This window comes from Sorangium sp. KYC3313, assembly GCF_052075895.1.
GTDB classification, from domain to species: Bacteria; Myxococcota_A; Polyangia; order Polyangiales; family Polyangiaceae; genus Sorangium; species Sorangium cellulosum_B.
Genome location: NZ_CP197255.1, coordinates 1,049,963 through 1,068,516 on the forward strand (window position 1 = coordinate 1,049,963; position 18,554 = coordinate 1,068,516).

22 protein-coding genes and 1 pseudogene are annotated in these 18,554 nt (G+C 71.4%); 8 read left to right on the forward strand and 15 right to left on the reverse strand.

The features are described 5' to 3' along the window. Nucleotides 1-29 precede the first annotated feature (29 nt). The gene (locus tag ACSRUE_RS04080) at nucleotides 30-758 is read right to left on the reverse strand and encodes a glutathione S-transferase C-terminal domain-containing protein (protein WP_441289871.1); all 729 of its coding nucleotides are present in this window, start codon (nucleotides 756-758) and stop codon (nucleotides 30-32) included. 135 nt (nucleotides 759-893) lie between these two features. Beyond that, on the reverse strand, nucleotides 894-1,391 hold the full coding sequence (locus ACSRUE_RS04085) for a hypothetical protein (protein WP_441289872.1): 498 nt from the start codon (nucleotides 1,389-1,391) through the stop codon (nucleotides 894-896). Nucleotides 1,392-1,449: 58 nt separating this feature from the next. Between ACSRUE_RS04085 and ACSRUE_RS04090 the strand changes: the two genes are divergently transcribed. Then, a complete protein-coding gene (locus tag ACSRUE_RS04090) occupies nucleotides 1,450-1,821 on the forward strand; it encodes a transposase (RefSeq protein WP_441293055.1) in 372 nt (123 codons plus the stop codon). A gap of 257 nt (nucleotides 1,822-2,078) precedes the next feature. Then, on the forward strand, nucleotides 2,079-3,098 hold the full coding sequence (locus ACSRUE_RS04095; protein ID WP_441289873.1) for an SGNH/GDSL hydrolase family protein: 1,020 nt from the start codon (nucleotides 2,079-2,081) through the stop codon (nucleotides 3,096-3,098). A gap of 261 nt (nucleotides 3,099-3,359) precedes the next feature. Here the strand turns inward: ACSRUE_RS04095 and ACSRUE_RS04100 are convergent, their stop codons facing one another. Continuing rightward, the gene (locus ACSRUE_RS04100) at nucleotides 3,360-4,178 is read right to left on the reverse strand and encodes a hypothetical protein (RefSeq protein WP_441289874.1); all 819 of its coding nucleotides are present in this window, start codon (nucleotides 4,176-4,178) and stop codon (nucleotides 3,360-3,362) included. Between the two features lie 551 nt (nucleotides 4,179-4,729). On the opposite strand from ACSRUE_RS04100, the gene ACSRUE_RS04105 reads away from it, so the two are divergent. Next, nucleotides 4,730-5,458, forward strand: coding sequence for a helix-turn-helix transcriptional regulator (locus ACSRUE_RS04105; protein WP_441289875.1), 729 nt, complete (start codon nucleotides 4,730-4,732; stop codon nucleotides 5,456-5,458). A 173-nt stretch (nucleotides 5,459-5,631) separates the two neighbouring features. Here the strand turns inward: ACSRUE_RS04105 and ACSRUE_RS04110 are convergent, their stop codons facing one another. The 5 genes from ACSRUE_RS04110 to ACSRUE_RS04130 form a co-directional block, all read right to left on the reverse strand. Continuing rightward, a complete protein-coding gene (locus ACSRUE_RS04110; RefSeq protein WP_441289876.1) occupies nucleotides 5,632-6,156 on the reverse strand; it encodes an SRPBCC family protein in 525 nt (174 codons plus the stop codon). Further along, a complete protein-coding gene (locus tag ACSRUE_RS04115) occupies nucleotides 6,143-6,499 on the reverse strand; it encodes an ArsR/SmtB family transcription factor (protein ID WP_441289877.1) in 357 nt (118 codons plus the stop codon). The genes ACSRUE_RS04110 and ACSRUE_RS04115 overlap by 14 nt, the downstream gene beginning before the upstream one ends. 129 nt (nucleotides 6,500-6,628) lie before the next feature. Beyond that, on the reverse strand, nucleotides 6,629-6,769 hold the full coding sequence (locus tag ACSRUE_RS04120) for a hypothetical protein (protein WP_441289878.1): 141 nt from the start codon (nucleotides 6,767-6,769) through the stop codon (nucleotides 6,629-6,631). Nucleotides 6,770-6,916: 147 nt separating this feature from the next. Then, nucleotides 6,917-8,029 (reverse strand): M23 family metallopeptidase, encoded by a 1,113-nt coding sequence (locus ACSRUE_RS04125; protein WP_441289879.1) that lies wholly within the window; start codon nucleotides 8,027-8,029, stop codon nucleotides 6,917-6,919. 122 nt (nucleotides 8,030-8,151) lie between these two features. Further along, nucleotides 8,152-8,940: a Uma2 family endonuclease gene (locus ACSRUE_RS04130; RefSeq protein ID WP_441289880.1), complete on the reverse strand. Its 789-nt coding sequence runs from the start codon at nucleotides 8,938-8,940 to the stop codon at nucleotides 8,152-8,154. Between the two features lie 120 nt (nucleotides 8,941-9,060). Between ACSRUE_RS04130 and ACSRUE_RS04135 the strand changes: the two genes are divergently transcribed. After that, nucleotides 9,061-9,846 carry an HAD family hydrolase gene (locus ACSRUE_RS04135; protein ID WP_441289881.1) on the forward strand — a complete coding sequence of 262 codons (786 nt, stop codon included), beginning with the start codon at nucleotides 9,061-9,063 and terminating at the stop codon, nucleotides 9,844-9,846. Nucleotides 9,847-9,860: 14 nt separating this feature from the next. Here ACSRUE_RS04135 and ACSRUE_RS04140 read toward each other — a convergent pair whose 3' ends face one another. Together ACSRUE_RS04140 and ACSRUE_RS04145 are read right to left on the reverse strand one after the other, a co-directional pair. After that, nucleotides 9,861-10,802: a hypothetical protein gene (locus ACSRUE_RS04140; protein WP_441289882.1), complete on the reverse strand. Its 942-nt coding sequence runs from the start codon at nucleotides 10,800-10,802 to the stop codon at nucleotides 9,861-9,863. Between the two features lie 34 nt (nucleotides 10,803-10,836). After that, nucleotides 10,837-11,394 (reverse strand): glycine cleavage system protein R, encoded by a 558-nt coding sequence (locus ACSRUE_RS04145; RefSeq protein ID WP_437529497.1) that lies wholly within the window; start codon nucleotides 11,392-11,394, stop codon nucleotides 10,837-10,839. A 213-nt stretch (nucleotides 11,395-11,607) separates the two neighbouring features. Between ACSRUE_RS04145 and hisC the strand changes: the two genes are divergently transcribed. Both hisC and ACSRUE_RS04155 read left to right on the forward strand, forming a co-directional pair. After that, the gene (gene hisC, locus ACSRUE_RS04150; RefSeq protein ID WP_441289883.1) at nucleotides 11,608-12,705 is read left to right on the forward strand and encodes a histidinol-phosphate transaminase; all 1,098 of its coding nucleotides are present in this window, start codon (nucleotides 11,608-11,610) and stop codon (nucleotides 12,703-12,705) included. 119 nt (nucleotides 12,706-12,824) lie between these two features. Next, on the forward strand, nucleotides 12,825-13,637 hold the full coding sequence (locus ACSRUE_RS04155) for an alpha/beta hydrolase (RefSeq protein WP_441289884.1): 813 nt from the start codon (nucleotides 12,825-12,827) through the stop codon (nucleotides 13,635-13,637). A 115-nt stretch (nucleotides 13,638-13,752) separates the two neighbouring features. Here ACSRUE_RS04155 and ACSRUE_RS04160 read toward each other — a convergent pair whose 3' ends face one another. Further along, nucleotides 13,753-13,980: a hypothetical protein gene (locus ACSRUE_RS04160; RefSeq protein WP_441289885.1), complete on the reverse strand. Its 228-nt coding sequence runs from the start codon at nucleotides 13,978-13,980 to the stop codon at nucleotides 13,753-13,755. Nucleotides 13,981-14,032: 52 nt separating this feature from the next. Here ACSRUE_RS04160 and ACSRUE_RS04165 point away from each other — a divergent pair. Continuing rightward, nucleotides 14,033-14,744, forward strand: a pseudogene (locus tag ACSRUE_RS04165) (zinc-binding dehydrogenase). A 516-nt stretch (nucleotides 14,745-15,260) separates the two neighbouring features. Here ACSRUE_RS04165 and ACSRUE_RS04170 read toward each other — a convergent pair. Together ACSRUE_RS04170 and ACSRUE_RS04175 are read right to left on the reverse strand one after the other, a co-directional pair. Further along, nucleotides 15,261-15,668, reverse strand: a complete 408-nt coding sequence (locus ACSRUE_RS04170; RefSeq protein WP_441289886.1) for a hypothetical protein — start codon at nucleotides 15,666-15,668, stop codon at nucleotides 15,261-15,263. A 231-nt stretch (nucleotides 15,669-15,899) separates the two neighbouring features. Then, nucleotides 15,900-16,142, reverse strand: coding sequence for a hypothetical protein (locus ACSRUE_RS04175; protein ID WP_441289887.1), 243 nt, complete (start codon nucleotides 16,140-16,142; stop codon nucleotides 15,900-15,902). On the opposite strand from ACSRUE_RS04175, the gene ACSRUE_RS04180 reads away from it, so the two are divergent. Then, nucleotides 16,134-16,568, forward strand: coding sequence for a hypothetical protein (locus ACSRUE_RS04180; protein ID WP_441289888.1), 435 nt, complete (start codon nucleotides 16,134-16,136; stop codon nucleotides 16,566-16,568). The genes ACSRUE_RS04175 and ACSRUE_RS04180 overlap by 9 nt on opposite strands. Here the strand turns inward: ACSRUE_RS04180 and ACSRUE_RS04185 are convergent. Beyond that, nucleotides 16,565-17,392, reverse strand: coding sequence for a helix-turn-helix domain-containing protein (locus ACSRUE_RS04185; RefSeq protein ID WP_441289889.1), 828 nt, complete (start codon nucleotides 17,390-17,392; stop codon nucleotides 16,565-16,567). The two genes, ACSRUE_RS04180 and ACSRUE_RS04185, sit on opposite strands and share 4 nt — an antisense overlap. A gap of 27 nt (nucleotides 17,393-17,419) precedes the next feature. After that, nucleotides 17,420-18,436: an aldo/keto reductase gene (locus ACSRUE_RS04190; RefSeq protein ID WP_441289890.1), complete on the reverse strand. Its 1,017-nt coding sequence runs from the start codon at nucleotides 18,434-18,436 to the stop codon at nucleotides 17,420-17,422. Nucleotides 18,437-18,554: the final 118 nt, after the last annotated feature.

Sequence of the window (18,554 nt, forward strand, 5' to 3'; positions counted from 1 at the left end):
CGCACGACGGCGCGGCGGCGCGGCGGCGCTCAGGCGCCCGGCCGCGCCGCCTCCCACGGGTGATCCGGGTAGAACTCCTTCATGAGCCGCGCGGCGTACGCGGTGAGGCTCGCGAACCCCTCGGCCCTGCGCCGCAGCGGCGAGTCGAAGAACGGCGTGAGGAGGCCCGCCAGCACCGCGAACGCCGTCGCGTCGACGCCCGCCGGGCGCGCTCCGAACAGGTACGGCTTGTCCCCGAGCAGCGCGGAGAGCGCGGAGAGCGAGCGCGCGCCGAGCTCGACGATCTCGGCGTCCGAGTGCCGCCCGATGCCCATCGCGCGGAAGTTCTCACGGACGCGCGCGAGGAGCTCCTCGCGCAGCTTCGGTCGCGCCTCCTCCGGCGCGCCGTTGACGAAATTCGCCGGGCCCTTCGCGAAGTTCTCCGGGATGAGCCAGCGCGCGCAGCCCGAGGCCGCGGCGAGCTGGTGCTCGATCATGCGCTCGATGGCCCACGCCTCGGCGCGCTGCCGGGCGTCGAGGCCGGCGTCGAGATCCTTGCCGTGCTTCTTCTCGAGGTGCTCGCGGATGAAGTGCGAGTCGGCGATGCGCGCGCCGCCGTCGTCGATGAAGGGGAGCTGCCCCTTCGGCGACAGATCGGGCCGCGCGCGCTCCTTCGTGTAGGGCAGGCCCAGCAGCTTGAGCTGGACCTCGGTCTTGGTAACGTAGGGGCTGGCCTCCGGCAAGCCGAACATGGGGCCGAAGCAGTGGAGGGTGATCATGTGCAATCTCCGAGCGGTTGTGGGTGCGCCGTGGACTGCGCTTAATGTAGCCCCGCCCTGCTGACAACCTGGTGTCAGCATCCCGCCGGAGAAGCCGGGCGATGGCGAGCGGCCACCGGAAACATCGGCATCACGTCAGAATAGACCGCCTCCGAGGACGGTCGCCTCGAAGGAGCCCGTGACCGGCGCTCCCGACTCCGTCGAGGCCTCGTCGAAGTGGATCTTGCCGTCGCCGAAAAAGCCCGTGAGCACCGGCTCCGACTGCGTGAAATCAAGCGCGAACGCCATGACCGTTTGCCAGTCGTACGGGCCCTCTTTTCCGGCGGCGAAGACCTCCGGGTCCACGACAAACACGAGGGCGCGCACCGTCCCGTCGGGGAAGCTCCCGACGACCGTCACCTGGGCGCGGCCGCTCGTGATGGACTCGACCCCTGGCTCGGAGCCTTCATAGCCCGCCGCGGAGCCGACGGTCCCGGCCGATTGCGGGTCATCCGCAGGGAACGCGGCGTCGAACGTCCCCGTCCCCGCGGCGAAGGGATCCGGCTCGGTGAGCGACCCCGCGTGACACGCAATCTTGCGCCATAAGCGGCGCTGCGCGATGCATCTCGCGATGCAATGCGTCGAGGTGCTCACCCGTGACGGCATGGCCGAGATCACGCTGAACCGACAAAGGTCCGACGTCCTCGCAGCGATGGAGCGCATCTTCGCGGAGGAGATCGCCCGCGTGACCACGCGGCTCGCGAGCATCGCCGGCGCACGGACGGGCTCGGTCGGGTTCCCTCAGAGATTCGGCTCGAGCTTGAACGTTCACGTCCATTTTCACACGCTGTCAATCGACGGCGTTTTCGAGAAGACCGCCGCTGTCAATCGACGGCGTTTTCGAGAAGACCGCCGCTGGCAATCGACGGCGTTTTCGAGAAGACCGCCATGGGCGTGCGCTTCCACGATGCACCGCCGCCTTCAAAGGACGATGCCAGCGAGGTGGCGCGACGGGTGCCGCGGCGCACGCGCCTCTTCCCGCCGCGCAAGAGCCGTCCATCGCGCGGTCACCAGCAAGCATTAGCACATTAGCAAAAACTGGGCCGGGCCGTGCCCGGAGGGTCGGACCGAGGCGGACCAGGCGTGGGCCGTCGGGCGCAGAACCGAATACGAGGTGCGCCTGTGTAACCGCCGCTCGCGCTCGGGCGCCGCGTGGCCGCGAAGAGCGCCACCGCCCAGACGCACTTCCCCTCGCGATGAAATCGTTCAACGACGACGGCAATTTCGATAAGCTGCGCTTCACGATCGCGGTGGAGCACGCGATCGTGCTATGCGCAGCACATGCTCGTACACCGCCTGAAATTCTCTTCATCCGCCGTCCTCGCGTGTGTGGTGCTGCTCGTCGCAGCGTGCAGTGATGACGCCGACTCGCCTGGCACGACGACGGGCGGAACCGCGAGCACGACCAGCTCCGGGGCCACGAGCGGCAGCGGCACAGCGGCGGGTAGCGGCGGCTCGCCCGACACTTCCGGCTCGAGCGCGACCAGCGGGGGCGCAGGAGGCACGGGCGGCGGCGGCACCGGGGGCGCCGGCGGAGCGGGCTCGGGTGGCATGGGCGGCGGATCCGACGGTGTCGGAGGTACCGCGGGCGAGGGAGGTGCCGCAGGGGGCAGCGCTGGCGCGGGCGGCGGCCCGTCATTCCAGCCCTGCCCGGCGAGCGGCCCCTGTAAGATCATGCCCTTCGGCGATTCAATCACGCAGGGTTTCAACGTCGCCGGCGGCTACCGCGCCCCGCTGTTCCACCTCGCGCTCGAAGCGGACCGCGACATCACCTTCGTCGGTTCCGCCAATGATTACAGCGTGCCCACGGTGGACGGAGTGACGTTCCCGAGGAACCACGAGGGTCACGGCGGCTGGACGATCGAGGGCAACAACGGCATCGCGCAGCTCGTGGGCACCAGCATTCCGAATTACAAGCCCAACATCATTACGTTGATGATCGGAACGAACGACATCAACGGTAACATCAACGTTGCGGACGCACCGAATCGCCTGGGCAAGCTGCTCGACTCGATTTTCACGCGTGATCCGAACATCCTCGTGGTGCTCGCGCAGATCGTGCCGTCGAGAACGGACGGCACGAACAACGCCATCAGGGCCTACAACGCGGCCATGCCCGACCTGGTTTCGACGCGCGTCAGCAAGGGGCAGCACATCGTGCTGGTGGACATGTACACAGCGTTCACCAACGACCCGAACTACAAGCAGTCCCTCTTCGCCGACAATCTCCACCCGAACCAGGCAGGGTATAACCGCATGGCCGAGGTCTGGTTCCAGGCGTTGAACCCGTACCTCCGCTGAAATCGAAAGGCGAACGCCGCCAGCGCTCGATCAGATTGGCGGCGCACGCCGTTCGAGCCGAAATCGAGGAGCTCGCGGCGTAACCCCGGCTATTGGTTCGCCCCGGCGCGATCACCTCGCCTGGTATCGAAGACGAATGGCAGCACGACGCGGCCTCCGCTCGGCGAGCCGACCGATATTCCAGCACGCTGTCCCGACCGAGGGCCACCGCAAGACCGGGCCCGAGCCGCGCCGGCGACGGCTGGGACTACGGAGATCCTTTCAGAGGGCGCCGCACAGCGCGTTGCCCAGGGTCCGCGTATCCGAGTCGCGGATCGCGCAGCCATAGCCGGGGCCGTCCATCGAGCCGCCGCCGTCCAGACGCGCGATGTCCCACGTGCCCAGCTTGCCGCACAGCTCCGCCTGCCGCGCCCGCGCCTCCTGCGGCGAGATGAGGGCCGAGCCCGCCGGGCACGGCTTGTCGCCGACTGGCCTCACGAAATCGAGCTGCACGCAGACCGTGTTCCCGAGAGAGCGGCTGTCGGCGTCGCGGATCCCGCAGCCGTAGCCGGGGCCATCCATCGACCCTCCGCCCGCGAGCCGCGCGATGTCCCACGTGCCCAGCGTGCTGCAGATGGACGACTGATTCGCCCGCGCCACCATCGAGTTTGCGACCGTGTAGCCGCTCGGGCAAACGCCGTCGCCGATCCCCCTCGTGAACTGCACGGCCTGCTTGCAGACCGAGTGGCCGAGGCTGCGGGTATCGGTGCTGCGGATCCCGCAGCCGTAGCCGGGGCCATCCATCGACCCTCCGCCCGAGAGCCGCGCGATGTCCCAGGTGCCCAGCTCGCTGCAGACGGCCGCCTGGTTCGCGAGCGCCTCGGCCGGCGTGGCCAGGCTATAGCCGGTGGGGCAGGCGGTATCGCCGACGACCCTGGTGGCCACGCCGAGCGCGAACGACGCTTCGGCCACCTCGCGCTCGCTGTCCACATCGTCCACGCCCACGCTCTCCTCGAGGGAGCCCGAGCTGTCGGTCGAAGCGGCGCAAGCCACGGCGGAGGCCATCACGGACGCGAGGAAGGCAAAACGAACGAGCTTCATGTGAATCTCCATTGCTCCTGCGTGTTTACCCAACGTTGCAGGGCCCGCTCTCCGGCAGGATCGGCGAGCAATTTCATCGATGCGACGCGGGGCAGCCATCGCAGCGATCGTGCCAGGGGCCTCTCGGGGCGCTGGCGCAGTTCACCCCGCCGGGCTCGTGTGCACGCGCCCGATAGGTCAGCAACTCCTTGCCGGCGGGCAAGACCTTGCCGGCAATGGGTGGCCGCGGTGGATCTCCGGGAGCGAGATGGCCAGGACAAGGAGGAGCACGCCGCGGACGGCAAGCAGGGCCTCGGCAGGGCCGATCACGGCGGCCATGGGCAAGCGCGGGGAGAGCACGCCGCGGCGCGCGAGGGGTGGTACGCATGGTGCACACGAGGCGTCCTGAGGCACGCAGGCGGATCCACGCGGGCGCACCGCGGCGGGCTCTCTTCGCGCCTCAGGCCCGGCGCGCGCCGCCGCTTCCCCGCGAACTCCGAGCTGCCAGGGGTCCGCCGTGGACTGCGCTTGATGTAGCCCCGCCCTGCTGACAACCTGGTGCCAGCATCCCCGTGCGACGCGCCGATCGCCTGTTCCAGATCCTGCAGATCCTGCGCCGGCAGCGGGCGCCCATCACGGCGGCGGCGATCGCCGAGGAGCTCGAGACGTCGAAGCGCACCGTCTACCGCGACATCGCGGACCTCCTGGCCCAGCGCGTCCCGATCCGCGGCGAGGCCGGCACGGGGTACGTGCTCGATCGCGGCTTCGACATGCCGCCGCTGATGCTGACGCCCGACGAGATCGAGGTCGCGGTCCTCGGCGCGCAGTGGGTCGCCCAGCGCGGGGACGTCGCCCTGCAGCGGGCGGCGCAGGACCTCATCGCGAAGATCGCCGCGGCGGTCCCCGAGCGGCTGCGGCCCTTCGTGTTCGAGCCGGCGACGGGCGCGCCGGTCGGGGGGGTCCAGACGCCCGACGCGCTCGACCTGGCCGAGGTGAGGGCGTCGATCCGCGCCGGCACGAAGATCGCGCTTCGCTACCGCGACGAGACGGGGTGCGAGAGCGAGCGCGTCGTGTGGCCGGTGCTCGTGGGCTACCTCGACTCGACGCGGCTCCTCGCGGCGTGGTGCGAGCTCCGCCAGGACTTCCGCCACTTCCGCACGGACCGCGTGACAGGCGCCAGGTTCCTCGACGAGCGCTACGCCGAGAAGCCGAGCGCCCTCCGCGCGCGGTGGCGCGCGCACATGCGCGCGCGCAGGGAGCTGCGAGAGCGCGACGGCGCGACGCCCGCCAGGGCGCGCTAGCGCCGCACACCTCGTCGCGCCGCGATCGCGCCGCGATCGGGCTTGTTTTACTTACGCGCCGCCGCGCAGGAGGACTCCGGGGCTGCGCAGGAGGGGTCCGGGGCTGCGCAGGATGTACGAGCGGAGGCCTGGTAACACTTCAGACCGGGAGCCTAGGTGACACTTTCTGGGCTTCAGGACGATCGCGCGGTCGTACCCAGCGTGACGAGGAGCTCATCGAGCTGCTCGAACGTCTCGCCCATCCCGCTGTACGCGCCCGAGGCCAGGGCCGCGTCGCGCGCTTGCTTCGATCGATAGAGCTCGTGCAGCACCTGCAGCGTCTTGCCGCCTTTTTCCTCGAGGGTCACGGTCGTGACGGCGCCATCGTCGCCCGCTTCGTCGTTCGTCCACACGATGCGGGAATGCGGTGTCACTTCGAGGTACGTGCCGAAGAACGCCATCGGCTGCGCGGCATCGTGACCAAAGACCAGGCGGTAGCTGCCGCCGGCGCGAATATCCGCTTCGTAGGAAAGTAGAGGCACGGGCATCGACTTCGGTATCCACCACCGCCTGAACAGCTCCGGCGTGGTCCACGCCTGGAACACGATGCGCGCCGGGGCATCGAAGGTCCGTGTGACGACGATCTCGCGATCGGACCTCGGCTCCACCGTCGTGCGATGACTCGTCAATCTGGGCTCACTCTCTTTACTTGCATCCATCGACGTTCTCCTTTCGTTTCAGCTCCTCGATGACCTTGTCCAGCTCGTCGAAGCGTGCGGCCCAGAGCTGGCGGTACCTCTCGATCCACGCCGTCTCTTCGTCGAGACGGCGCGGGCCGAGCTTGCAGGTACGCACGCGGCCGACCTTCTCGGTGGTGACGAGCCCGGCCCGCTCGAGGACGCCGACGTGCTTCTTCATGCCCGTGAGGGTCATGTGAAACTTCTCGGCGAGGTCCGTGATCGAAGCGTCGGATCGTCCGAGCTGCTCCAGAACGCCGCGCCGGGTCGCGTCGGAAAGCGCGGCGAAGGAAGCATCGAGGCGGGCACTCGAATACTGAACCATGTGGTTCAGTATCTAACGCGCGAGTCGGCGTCGTGCAAGGCGAACGCGGGCAAGAACGACCGCGGCGCCAAGCTGCGCGCCACCTGGGAGGCGACCGGCAAGGCGGCGCCGTTGCTCACCCCTCCGGTGCTACCGGCAGCCCGAGCAGCCGACCGAGCGCGTCCGGAGCCCGACCTGGCGGCCGTGGCGATCGCGCTCGTATCCGATGACGCCCCCGAGCGCCGCGCCCGTGACGATCCGGATCAACAGGTCGACGTGCATGGTGACCATCCGTGCTTGCACCTCCCGAGGGTGGCGGAGGCTTGCGGCGCGCTTGCGCCCGCGCGCCTCCTCGCCGGACGCGTAGCGACGCGTCCCCGTACATAGGGCTCGCCGACGCGCGGGGGAGACAAGGCCGCCGGGCGGCCTCGCCGGCGGTCACCGCCGCTGGCGCCGGGCGCCCGACGCCGCCGCGCGCGGCTGTGACACCGAATCGTTCGCCGGCGACGCCGGCTCGCCCCCGCCTCCGGGCCGCGGCGCGGTGGGGAGCGGATCCCCGATGTCGTCGAGCTCGCGGTCGAGCTCGCCCTTCTCGGCGCGGAACGCGTCGCGCTGATCGGCGGGGAGCTCCTGCAGGCGCATCGCGAGCAGCGTCTCCGCGTCGAAGTAGACGCCCTTGCGGCTCGCGCTGAAGTGCAGGTGCGGCCCCGTCGACCGCCCGGTCGACCCCACGTAGCCGACGAGCTGATGGGTCGCCACGTGGTCCCCGCGCTTCAGGCCCGCCGCGAACCTCGAGAGGTGCGCGTAGCCTGTCTCGACCCCGTTGTCGTGCTGGATCGCGACCCAGTTGCCGTGACCACCATGCGGCCCCACCCAGGAGACGCTGCCCTCGAGCGCGGCATAGACCGGGGTTCCCGACGGCGCGCCGTAGTCCGTGCCCTCGTGCGGCCTCACGCGGTGCAAGACGGGGTGCATCCGCTTGGGGTTGAACGGCGACGTCCGACGCAGCGTGGCGAGCGGCGCCTGCCACGGGTTCGGCGCCGGCTCGCGTCCTTCTTCGTCGACCAGCCGCCCCGTGGCGTTGCCGTCGAACCGGTAGAAGCGGGCTTCCGGCTGCCCGGCCGTCCGCACGCCGAGCGCCAGAACACGAGGCTCGTTCGGCGCCCTGGCGGCCTCGGCCACGGCGCGGATCACCGCCCCGCGACGGAGCCCGTGAGGGAGGCGCCGCGCGAGCTGCTCCTCGGCTGCCCGCCGCACGCTCGCCAGCGGCTCCGCCGGCTCGCCCGGAGCTCCCACGGTCCAGGCCAGCGCGAGGTGCGGTTCCGCGACCACGTCGGGAGCCGGCGCGGGCGGCGGCGGCGCGTCCGGAGGCCCGGCGCTCGCGAGCTGCCGGCCCGCGACGTCGAGCGACCTGTCGATCTCGACGGCGCGCACCGTGAACCACACGACCCCGACGCCGAGCAGCCCGAGCCCGAGCCACACCGAGGCCTCGGTGCGGGGCGACCAGCCGTCGAAAGTGGGCTCGGGTCGCTTGGGGCTTCCACCGGGCATCAGAGATCACCTTGCGCCATGGCGCCGGCGAGCCTTGGCGGCAGTGACAGGAGCACGAGACATGCCGACGCTATGCGCGAACGCCGCTCGCGTCAACCTCGGCCGCCCGGCGGGTCCGTGCGTTACCCGTGCTCCAGCTGCTCCAGCTCGCGCACGCGCGCCTCCAGCTCGCGCACGCGCGCCTCGGCCGCCTCCCTCGCGCGGGCCTCGATCGCCGCGGCTTCCTCCTGGGTGGGCACGAGCTCGCCCTTGCCGCCGGGGCGCGTGAGGCGGAGCCGGGCCTCGGCCCCGCCGCCGATCACGCAGAGCCAGCTGTCGAGCGCGGGGCTCCACACGCGACCGGCGCCGGCATACACGCGGACATACGCACCGTCGGGGTCGCGCCGGTAGGCCTGGAGCGCCACGCGCCCCGCCGGCGGCCGGTGCGTGGCGGCCAGCGGATCGAAGATCGCGAGCTCGGGGCAGCCGAGCTGGCAGTACTTGAGCGGGACGTCCTCGTAGGCCTTCTGCCAGTCGGTCGCCACGATCTCCAGGGCGAAGCGCGGGGGCCGGTGGCCGGGCAGCCAGGTCTGCCACTGCTTGGGCAGCGGCGGCGCGGGGCGGTGATCGAGGAGGTAGACGTCCGGCGAGACGCGCACGAGCGGCTCCTCGCGCACCCAGGCGAAGAACCGATCCGTGCCGGCGTGGTGGTCGGTCCAGCCGCGCTCGCGCGCGAGCTGCGCGATCGAGGACAGGAGGAGGCGGGAGATCTCGTCGTGCTCGCCCCACGCGCCGATGCCGTCCGCGTCGTCCAGGTACCAGTCCGACCAGTCGATGGTCGCGCGGAGCTCCTCGGGCTCCGGGTCGCGGACGACGAGCGCGCGCGGCAGGCGCGTCGCAGGGGGAGCGGCTCCGGAGCGGGCAGGCAGCACGAGCCCACACGGTAGCACCCCGAGCGGAGCGGCGGGAGCCACAGGCGGGCGCGACCGCGCGCCGCGTCGTCGGGGCGCCGTGGGGCTCCCGTTCCGGCGCGCCGGCGCCATGTCCGCGGCATGCGTCCTCTCGGGGGAGTCCTCTTCGACGTGGATGGGGTGGTGGTCGACTCGCCGCATGAGCGCGCCTGGCAGGAGGCGCTGGAGGCGCTGATGGCGACCGAGTGGCGCGCGATCGCGCCCGAGACGCGCTACGCGCCCGAGCGGTTCACGACGGCCGCCTACCAGAGCGAGGTCGCCGGCAAGGCGCGCGAGAGCGGCGCGCGCGCGGCGCTCGACTACTTCGGCGTGCCCGACGCGGCGGAGCGCGCCGGGGTCTATGCCGAGCGCAAGCAGGAGGTGCTGCTCCGGAAGATCGCGGCAGGGCAGTTCGTCGTGTTCTCTGACGCGACGCGGCTGATCCTGGAGCTCAAGGCGCGCGGCGTGCTCCTCGCGGCGGCGTCGTCGTCCAGGAACGCCAGCGAGCTCCTCCGCAGGATCCGCGTCGACGCCTTCGTCGAGCACCAGAACCCCCGCCGCGCGCCGGTCTCGCTGGGCGCGACGCTGCGCGATCTGTTCGACGCCGACCTCTGCGGCGCCGCGGTGGCGCGCGGAAAGCCGGCGCCGGACCTGTTCCTGGCCGCCGCGTGGGCGCTCGGGGTCCCGCCGGCGCGCTGCCTCGTCATCGAGGACGCGCCCTCCGGGGTGCAGGCCGCGAAGGCGGCCGGGATGACCTCGATCGGCGTGGCGCGGCTCGCCGACGAGGCGCTGCTGGCGGCCGCGGGGGCGGATCGCGTCGTGACGACGCTCGACCAGCTCGATCCGGACGCGCTGGTCGACGGGCGGATCGCGGCGCGCGCGGCGTGAGCCGCGGCGCCCCCTCAGCCGCCCTGCTTGCGGACGATCGAAAGGCTCCAGATCTCCCCGGCGCTCGTCCCGACCCACAGGGTCGGCGACCCCTTGCCTGCGACCGCGAGCACGGCCGGCTCGCCGCGGGCGCCGAGCGTGACGCTCGCCGTCGGGGCGAGCGGCGCGCCGGACGCGGCCTCGATGGCGGCGCCGTCGAACAGCGCGACGCGGCCGTCCGCGAAGGCGGCGAAGAGGCTCGACTCGAGGACGGCGACGTCGGCGACGGGATCGGCGAACGCGAGCATCTTGGCCGCGAGCTTGCCGGACGACCTCACGACCGCGCAGACCGCGCTCGCGCCGCGCTTGTACACCGCCGTCAGCTTCGGGCCGCCGCGCACGCGATCGAGGTTCTGGGCCGCGCGCGGCAGCGAGGCGCGGAGCGTCGGGCCCGGCTCGGGCGTCGCGCCGGGGTGGACGCGGAGCTCGCCGCCCTCCCCCGCGCCGTCCATCACCACGTGCGCCTCGGTCTCGGTCAGGTCGAACGCCCGCGCGGCGCCGCGCACCGCGAACGTGCGGCCGTTCACCTCGGTCTTGTCGAGCTTGAGCTCCGTCGCGCTGCCGTCCCAGCCGAGCGCGAGCGCCGTCTCGCCCGACGGCCGCGTGGCGAGCTGCCGCGCGTCCCGGCCGACCTGATCGAGCTTTGGGCCGTGCGTGATGCCGAGCAGCGCCCACACGGCGTCGTCGCCGCTCCGCACCACGGCGACGTCCTTCGACAGGAGCGCCACGTCGTGCGCCGAGGACAGCGACAGGTTCGTCGTCTTCGCGCCGGAGCCGCCGACAGGGCAGACGCCGAGGCGCACCGGATCGGTCGAGACCATCGCGACGAGCCCGGGGCTCGCGAGGACCGCGGCGCCTCGGATCTCCGCGTCCAGGCCGTGCACCTTGCGGGGGGAGCTCAGATTGCTGAAGGGCATGGGCCGCGAGGATACCGGTTCTCGCGCGACGCGGTCAGCCCTTGATGAGCGAGCGGACGTCGATGTCGAGGTTCTCGGACTCCGCGACCGCATCCATCGCCTTGCGGAGCTGGGTGACGGTGACCCCGGCGGGGACGTCGACGCGGGCCTCCATCCGGAAGAGCTGCGAGCCGGTGACGGGCGCCTCGTAGGCCGAGGTCTCGAGCGAGACGATGTTGACGCCGACGCCGTGGAGCGCGCGCGACACCGCGCGCACGATGCCCTCGTGATCGAGCGCGTCGACGGAGATGACGCAAGGGATGGTCGCCGCGCGCCGGTGCGACTCGGGGCTCTTGGTCCTGCGGCTCTGCACCGTGAGCCCCGTCGCCCGGGTGAGCGACTCCGTCTCGCGCTCGACCGCCTCGATCGCGCCGGGGGGCCCCGACGCGAGCAGGAGGATGCCGAACTCGCCGCCGAGCACCGCCATCCGGCTGTCCTCCACGTTGGCGCCGCGCTCCGTCAGGTAGTGGGTCACCTCCGCGACGATGCCCGTCCGATCAGGGCCGAGGCAGGAGAGGACCAGGAAGACTTCAGGCTCGGACGTCGTCGTCATGCGGCGCATCTTAGTCCGATCGGCGCAGCCAGCGCACCTCGCCGCGCGCGCGCGGCGAGGTGCGCGTCCCGGACGACGAGCGCCCGGGCAACGCCGTCCGTGTCCTCCGGCCGAGCTCCCCCGAGGGCGGCCGGAGCGAGCGCCGCGCGCGCGTCATGCGGACGACGAGGCGCTTGTCTCCGGCGGGCCAGTGGGCGAGAGACGGCCATCCCCATGCTGTACGAACGCGACAACATCCATCGACTGACGCCCTACACGCCCGGCGAGCAGCCGCAGCGGGCCGACGTGGTCAAGCTCAACACGAACGAGAACCCGTACCCGCCGCCGGCCGCCGTGCTGGAGGCGATCCGGGGCGTCTCGGCCGATCAGCTCCGCCGGTACCCGCCGCCCCGGGCGCAGCAGTTCCGCGAGACCGCGGCGCGGCTCCATAACCTGTCGCCCGAGCAGGTGATCGCCACGAACGGCGGCGACGAGCTGCTTCGCATGGCCGTGACGGTGTTCTGCGAGCCCGGCGGCCGCGGCATCGGCGAGACCTACCCGACCTACTCGCTCTACGACGTGCTCGCGGAGATCCACGGCACGACGATCACCCAGGTCCCCCTCGCGGAGGACTGGTCGGTCCCGGAGGATTTCGCGCAGCGCCTGAACGAGCACGGCTGCCGGCTCGCGCTCCTCGTCAACCCGCACGCGCCGTCGGGGCGGCAGGAGCCGCTCGACAAGCTCGAGCGCGTCGCGCGGGCGTTCCGCGGCGTGCTCCTCATCGACGAGGCGTACGTCGACTTCGCGGAGCTCGACGCGACGCCGCTGCTCGACCCGGCGCGGGGGCTCGACAACGTGCTTCTGCTGCGGACCCTGAGCAAGGGGTACTCGCTCGCGGGGCTCAGGTTCGGGTACGGGCTCGGGCACCCGCGGCTCATCGAGACGCTCGACAAGGCCCGCGACAGCTACAACACCGATATCCTCTCGCAGGCCGCGGCGACCGCGGCGCTGTCCGCGCGGGACGAGGCGAGGAAGAGCTGGGAGAAGGTGATCGCCGAGCGCGCCCGGCTCACGGGGGCGCTCCGGCAGAAGGGGTTCACGGTGGAGCCGAGCCAGAGCAACTTCGTCCTGGCGAGCCCGCCGGGAGGAGGGCTGTCGGCGCAGGCGATGTACCGGGCGCTCTACGACCGCGCGATCTTCGTGCGCTACTGGGACGCGCCGCGCATCCAGGACAAGCTGCGGATCACGGTGGGCACGCCGGAGCAGAGCGACGCGCTCCTCGGGGCGATCGACGAGCTGTCGCGCGCCGCCGGGGCCGCGAGCGCGCCATGAGCTGAGCCGCTCGATTCACGGACGAAAAAGAAGGACGCTCTTGCGTCACCGGAGCAGCCCTCGCGGTGCGCTGTCGTCGAGCGGCGCTGGTCGGCACCTCAGCCAGGGGAGAAGCACAGATGAGCCAAGAATCCGAGCGAGACAAGATGATGAAGAGGACGGCGGTCCTCGAGATCCCCGGCATGGATGCCGTCATCCTCCGCAGGGACATCGCGTACCAGACGACCGACGCAGGCGCCCAGACCTTCGACCTCTACGCTCCACCAGCCTCGGTGGCCGTGGCGCGGGCGCCAGCCGTCGTCTTCGTGTCCGGATATCCGGATCCGGGGTTCGAGTCGGTGTTCGGCTGCAAACGCAAGGAGATAGGGCAGTCCACCTCGTGGGGACGGCTGGTGGCCGCATTCGGCCTCGTGGGCATCAATTACACGAACCGGGAGCCGTCCGATCTCCACGCGCTGCTCGATCACCTCCGGCAGAACGCCGCTGCGCTCGGGATCGACGAGCGCCGGATCGGCCTGTGGGCCTGCTCCGGCAACGTCCCCATGGCCCTGTCGGCGCTGATGCGGGGAGCGAGCGGCTCGCTCCGGTGCGCTTCCCTCTGCTACGGCTTCATGCTCGATCTCGGCGCGTCCACCCGCGTCGCGGAGGCGGCGGCGCAGTTCCGGTTCGTCAACCCGTGCGCCGGGAAGTCGCTCGACGACCTCCCTCCGGACCTGCCCCTGTTCATCGCCAGGGCAGGACAGGACAGGATGCCTCACCTGAACGAGACGATCGATGACTTCGTCGCCGGAGCGCTGGCCCGCAACCTGCCAGTGACGCTCGTGAACCACGCCGCGGGGCCGCACGCGTTCGATCTGCTCGACGACAGCGGGGCTTCGCGAGAGACGATCAGGAGCCTCCTGGGGTTCCTGCGGTTCCATCTCCTGGGATAGCGCGATCCGGCCTGCGCGCTCGGCTCATCGGGCGCCGCCGGCGGGCGACGAGCCCTCCGGCGCCGCAGCCGAGCACGGCCGCGACGCTCGCGGCGGGGTCGGCGGGCATGTCCGCTCAGGGATCCACGCGGGCGAGCTTGCCGAAGATCGCCGCCGGGGAGATCCAGCCGTTCACGTGCCCGTGGTTGTTCGCGATCTGGAACCGTCCGTCCCTGATGGCCTTCACGAGGTGCAGGTACTCCGCCCCGCGGACCTTGCAGAGGACGATGTCGCCCACCTCGACGGTCGCCGGATCCACGGGCTCGACGGTGCAGAGCTGCCCCGACCGGATACGCGGCGTCATCGAGCTCCCCCGCGGGCGGAAGGTGACCGTCTCCCCTTGTTGAAGGCGCGCGATCGTCGCCCGCCCCGTCGCCGGCAGAGGCCAGGTGCTGGTGCGGATCAAGGCGAGTGGGGTCAATCCGCTCGATCTCAAGATCCGAGCGGGCCAGGCGACGCACGCGAGGATGCCGCTGCCGGCCGTCCTCGGCATCGATCTCGCCGGCGTCGTCGAGGGTGCTCATTCATGGGGGGGCGGGCGGCGTCGGCCATGTCGCCGTCCAGCTCGCCCGAGCGCGCGGAGCGGAGGTGTTCGCGACCGGCTCGGCGGACAAGAAAGAGCTCCTCTCGAAGCTCGGCGCGACGGCGATCGACTACGCCACGAGCTCGGTGGAGGATTACGTCGCTGCCCACACGGACGGTGAAGGCTTTGACGTCGTCTACGACACGGTGGGCGGCGCCGTTTTGGACGCCTCGTTCCATGCGGTGCGCCGCTATCATGGCCACGTCGTCAGCTGCCTGGGATGGGGGACGCACGCGCTCGCGCCGCTGTCATTCCGCGGCGCGACCTACTCGGGCGTCTTCACGCTGCTGCCGCTGCTGACCGGGAAGGGGCGAGCCCATCACGGCGGCATCCTGCGCCAGGCGAGCAGGCTCGCCGAGGCCGGCGCGCTGAGGCCGCTGCTGGATCCCCGTCGCTTCACCCTGGGGACCGCCCACGACGCCCATGAGGCGATCGCGGCGCGCTCCGCCACGGGCAGGGTCGTGATCGATATCGCAGAAGGATGACGGGATCACCGCTCCGCTCTCTCGGCGGAGCCAAGGCTCGCCACCTCGGCAAAGCCATTCCGACCCGTCAAGCTCCCTCACCTCCTGGTGCCTCGGGGGCAAAGGAGGGGTCGACAGCAACCTGGGCTCGATTCGAAGAGGGGGAGAGCAGAGACCTGATTTCGATTCAGGCTCTGGATTCGACTCAGCTTTCCGCTGAGACCAGGCGTAGTCGCGCCGAGGCAGGCGACGCCGCGGGCGGCTCTCACAAGCTCTGCTTGGCGAACCCCACCCACAGAACACCGAGCGTCACGCGGCCGCCGACGAACGCGGCAAAGCGAAAATGGGACGAAGTTCCACCCGATGTGGATGAGGGCGTGCAGCGCGCGCAGGGCCACGGAAACCCGAGCAGGTCTTGCCACTCCTGCCACGGCCGACCGGATCGAAGTGCCAGGGGACGACGGCGTCGTGGCACACTCGAGCACCGCACGTGATGGCCTGATCGAGCCTGGTCCGCGGCCATCGGGCGCGCCGAGATCAGCGCGCGCAGAACAGCAGCTCGACGCAATCGACAGGGAGGGCGGTGCAGGGGCCCTCGACGGCGCCGTTCACGCACGCCTCGACCACGCCGATGGTGGCCGCGCAGGTGTCGGCGGCGGCCTGATAGCTGCGGACGCACTCGGCGCGGCTGGGCGCGGACGAGACGAACGCGCCGCCGCCGCAGTCCACGCGCCGGCCGTAGCCGCCGAAACGACCGGCGACCCAATCACACAGCGTCGCGGCGTCCGCCTCCGGCAGGTCGACGAGCGGCAGTTCGGGGGAGAGCCCGGAGCTCGGCCCGGGATCCGGCAGATCGTCGCCGTCGCCGTCGCCGCAGCCGGCGGCGGCGGCGAGCGCGAGCGCCGCGACGACGCGGGCAACCCTCTCCCGCGCCGCGGACGTCACGGCGCCGGGGCGCCTCGCGCGCGCCGCGGGCCCGGCAGCGACGCTCGCCCGCTCCCTCGATCCGACGCATTCTGTCCTGTTGCTGGCCTCGATGCCCGCTCGCAGCGGCGACCCCGCGTCCATGGGCGCGGAGTGAACCATGGCGCGGCAGGGGGGATCAAGGAGGGAGAAGGCATCGCGCGAAGGTGGCGTCTTACGAGGGAGCGCTCCGGGAGCGCCCTCGTCTCGGCGTCACGCTCTGATGGACGACGGCTCGGCCGCGCCGCGCACCGCGTCGCGGAACCATTGCTGCGCCGGATCGCGGTGGTGGCGCTCGTGCCAGTACATGCGCACCTCGAAGCCGGGGAGCTTCACCGGCGGATCGACAACGCGCAAAGGGAGGATCTCCGCGAAGGCCTCGGCCATGCGCGCGCCGACGGTGACGACCAGGTCCGAGCCGGCGACCACGTGCGGCGCGAGGAGGAAGTGCGGCACCGCCAGCGCCACGCGACGGCGCTTCCCGAGCTGCGCCAGCGTCTCGTCGACGACGCCGCCGGGCGTGTCGTGCTCGACTTCGTGTGGGGCGAGCCGGCCGTCCGCGTTCTCCAGGCCGCGACGAAGGACCGTGGGTCCAGGGCCGGCGAGCCGCGCCTGCGCTTTGTTCAGCTGGGGACCGTGGCTGGCGACGAGATTCCGATCCGGGGTGACATGCTGCGCAGCACGGGGCTCGAGCTCATCGGCAGCGGTATCGGGAGCGTTCCCGTGAAGGAGCTGCTGGCCGGGGCCGGCGAGCTCTTGGCAGCGGCCCCGGCGGCCGGCTTTCGTGCGCCGTTCAAGAGTCTGCCGCTCAGCGCAGTGACCGATGCCTGGAACGAGGAGCCCGATGTGCGGTGCCTTCTCCTGCCGAACGCAGAGGCCTAAGTTCGATCCTCAGCCTGCATGCAAGGAGAACCGGTCGTCCGTCCGCCCGCGCGTTTGAAGAACGCGCCCGGGGTGAGCCCGACGAGCCGACGGAAGTCGGCGATGAGGTGGGCCTGGTCATAATAGCCCGCGTCCGTGGCGATGCGCGCCCAGTCGCACGAGGTCGCTGCCATCCGCACCGCGCGTTGCAGGCGGACGGTCCGCGCGAACTCCTTCGGGCCGATGCCGACGTTCTCGATGAAAGCGCGGCGAAGATGCCGCGCCGTGACGCCGAGCCGATCGGCGACACGCTCCACCCGGACCTCGCCCCCTTCGAGCAAGCGAACCGCACGGCGGGCAAGCTGCCCCGATGCCGCCTCGAAGGGTTGGCCGGCGCGAAGGGCGAGCGCCCGGGTGACGCGGTCGATCACGTCCGCGCGGCTCCTCGCGGCGAGGAGCTCACCGCAGAGCTCGCGCCCCGCCCGGCCCCACACGTCCTCCAGCGGAACGATCCGGTCCGTGAGCTCGCTCGCTGCCACGCCGAGCAGCGGAACCGACCAGCCAGGCTTGAACCGAAGGGTGACCGTCCGCGCGAGGCCGGTCTTGCTCTTGAATATCGCGCGCGTTCGGGGGCCCGCGACCCACACGTCCCCCTCGTTCCCCCCCTCGAGCGCTCGAAAAAAGAGGCCCGTTCTGCCGTCGGGAAGCCACTCGACGTCGAACACCCGACCTGGGGGTGCCGCGACATCACGGACGTCCTCGACGAAGCGCGGGAGCGCGAGGGTGGGGAGATCCATCGCTGCGGCCACGTTCGGTACTCTTACGCCTCTCGTGGGGCCGTTCAAGCCGACGCGGGTGCTCGCGTCGATCGGCTACCGCTCGCTGTCGAGCGCCTTCATGTGCTGGGCAGGGTAGCGCGTGCCGCCGATCGCGTCCGCTGGCACGATGCTCTCGAGCGCCGCGACGTCGCTCGCCGACAGCGGCTTGTCGAGGGCCACGAGGGCGTCGTCGAGCTGGGCTCGCGTGCGGGCCCCGACGATCGGCACCAGCGTGGGCTGCTTCGCCAGCACCCACGCGAGCGCGACCTGAGCCGGCGTCATCCCGCGCTCGCCGGCGAAGGCGTGGAGCTTCTCGACCACACTCGCGTTCTTGGCCCCCTGTTCGCCTGCGAAGCGTGGCATGTACTGCCGGAAGTCCCCCTTTCCCGAGGGCTTGCTGCCGGTGAGCAGCCCCCGCGCGAAGACCCCGTAGAGCGTCGCGCTCATCCCGAGCTCTGCGAGCGCGGGGAAGATAGACGCCTCGGGCCCGCGCGTCGCGATCGCATACTCGATCTGCAGGTCCACGATCGGGTGCACCTTGCTCGCGCGCCGGATCGTTTCGATACCCACCTCGGACAGCCCGACATGCCGGACGAAGCCGGCCTTGATGAGGTCGGCGATCGCCCCGACGGTGTCCTCGATGGGCACCTGAGGGTCGAGGCGCGCGGGGCGGTACACATCGATGACCTCCACGCCCAGCCGATGCAGGCTGTACGCCGCGAAGTTCTTCACGGCCGCAGGGCGGGCGTCGATGCCCAGCGCGGCGCCGTCCGGGCCGCGCATCGCGCCGAACTTCACCGACAGCTGGACCTTGTCGCGCACCCCCTCGATCGCGCGCCGGATGAGGAGCTCGTTGTGCCCGTTGCCGTAGAAGTCTCCGGTGTCGATCAGGGTGATCCCTCGCTCGATGGCGTGGCGGATCGTCGCCACGCTCTCGGCGTCCTCGGCCGGGCCGTAGGCGCCGGACATCGCCATGCAGCCGAGGCCGACGGGAAAGACGCTGGGCCCGGTCTTGCCCAGCGGAGTCGATAGGAGCGGGGAGCGGCCCATCGTGGCGTCGAGGTGGGTCATGGGGTGTTCATGCCACGCGCCCGCGGCCTCCGATTGGAGAAACCGGACATTTCGTGGACCCCGGCTTCTCGTTCCAAATGGGCAGCAGACCCGTGGATCAAGCCCACGGCAGGCGGCC

Coding starts and splice junctions, on each gene's coding strand:
- ACSRUE_RS04095 (WP_441289873.1), top strand. CDS start 2,079: ATGCTCGTACACCGCCTGAAATTCTCTTCATCCGCCGTCCTCGCGTGT.
- ACSRUE_RS04145 (WP_437529497.1), bottom strand. CDS start 11,394: ATGACGACGACGTCCGAGCCTGAAGTCTTCCTGGTCCTCTCCTGCCTC.
- ACSRUE_RS04090 (WP_441293055.1), top strand. CDS start 1,450: ATGGAGCGCATCTTCGCGGAGGAGATCGCCCGCGTGACCACGCGGCTC.
- ACSRUE_RS04110 (WP_441289876.1), bottom strand. CDS start 6,156: ATGGATGCAAGTAAAGAGAGTGAGCCCAGATTGACGAGTCATCGCACG.
- ACSRUE_RS04140 (WP_441289882.1), bottom strand. CDS start 10,802: ATGCCCTTCAGCAATCTGAGCTCCCCCCGCAAGGTGCACGGCCTGGAC.
- ACSRUE_RS04135 (WP_441289881.1), top strand. CDS start 9,061: ATGCGTCCTCTCGGGGGAGTCCTCTTCGACGTGGATGGGGTGGTGGTC.
- ACSRUE_RS04120 (WP_441289878.1), bottom strand. CDS start 6,769: ATGGTCACCATGCACGTCGACCTGTTGATCCGGATCGTCACGGGCGCG.
- hisC (WP_441289883.1), top strand. CDS start 11,608: ATGCTGTACGAACGCGACAACATCCATCGACTGACGCCCTACACGCCC.
- ACSRUE_RS04115 (WP_441289877.1), bottom strand. CDS start 6,499: ATGGTTCAGTATTCGAGTGCCCGCCTCGATGCTTCCTTCGCCGCGCTT.
- ACSRUE_RS04100 (WP_441289874.1), bottom strand. CDS start 4,178: ATGAAGCTCGTTCGTTTTGCCTTCCTCGCGTCCGTGATGGCCTCCGCC.
- ACSRUE_RS04080 (WP_441289871.1), bottom strand. CDS start 758: ATGATCACCCTCCACTGCTTCGGCCCCATGTTCGGCTTGCCGGAGGCC.
- ACSRUE_RS04125 (WP_441289879.1), bottom strand. CDS start 8,029: ATGCCCGGTGGAAGCCCCAAGCGACCCGAGCCCACTTTCGACGGCTGG.
- ACSRUE_RS04190 (WP_441289890.1), bottom strand. CDS start 18,436: ATGACCCACCTCGACGCCACGATGGGCCGCTCCCCGCTCCTATCGACT.
- ACSRUE_RS04155 (WP_441289884.1), top strand. CDS start 12,825: ATGAGCCAAGAATCCGAGCGAGACAAGATGATGAAGAGGACGGCGGTC.
- ACSRUE_RS04160 (WP_441289885.1), bottom strand. CDS start 13,980: ATGACGCCGCGTATCCGGTCGGGGCAGCTCTGCACCGTCGAGCCCGTG.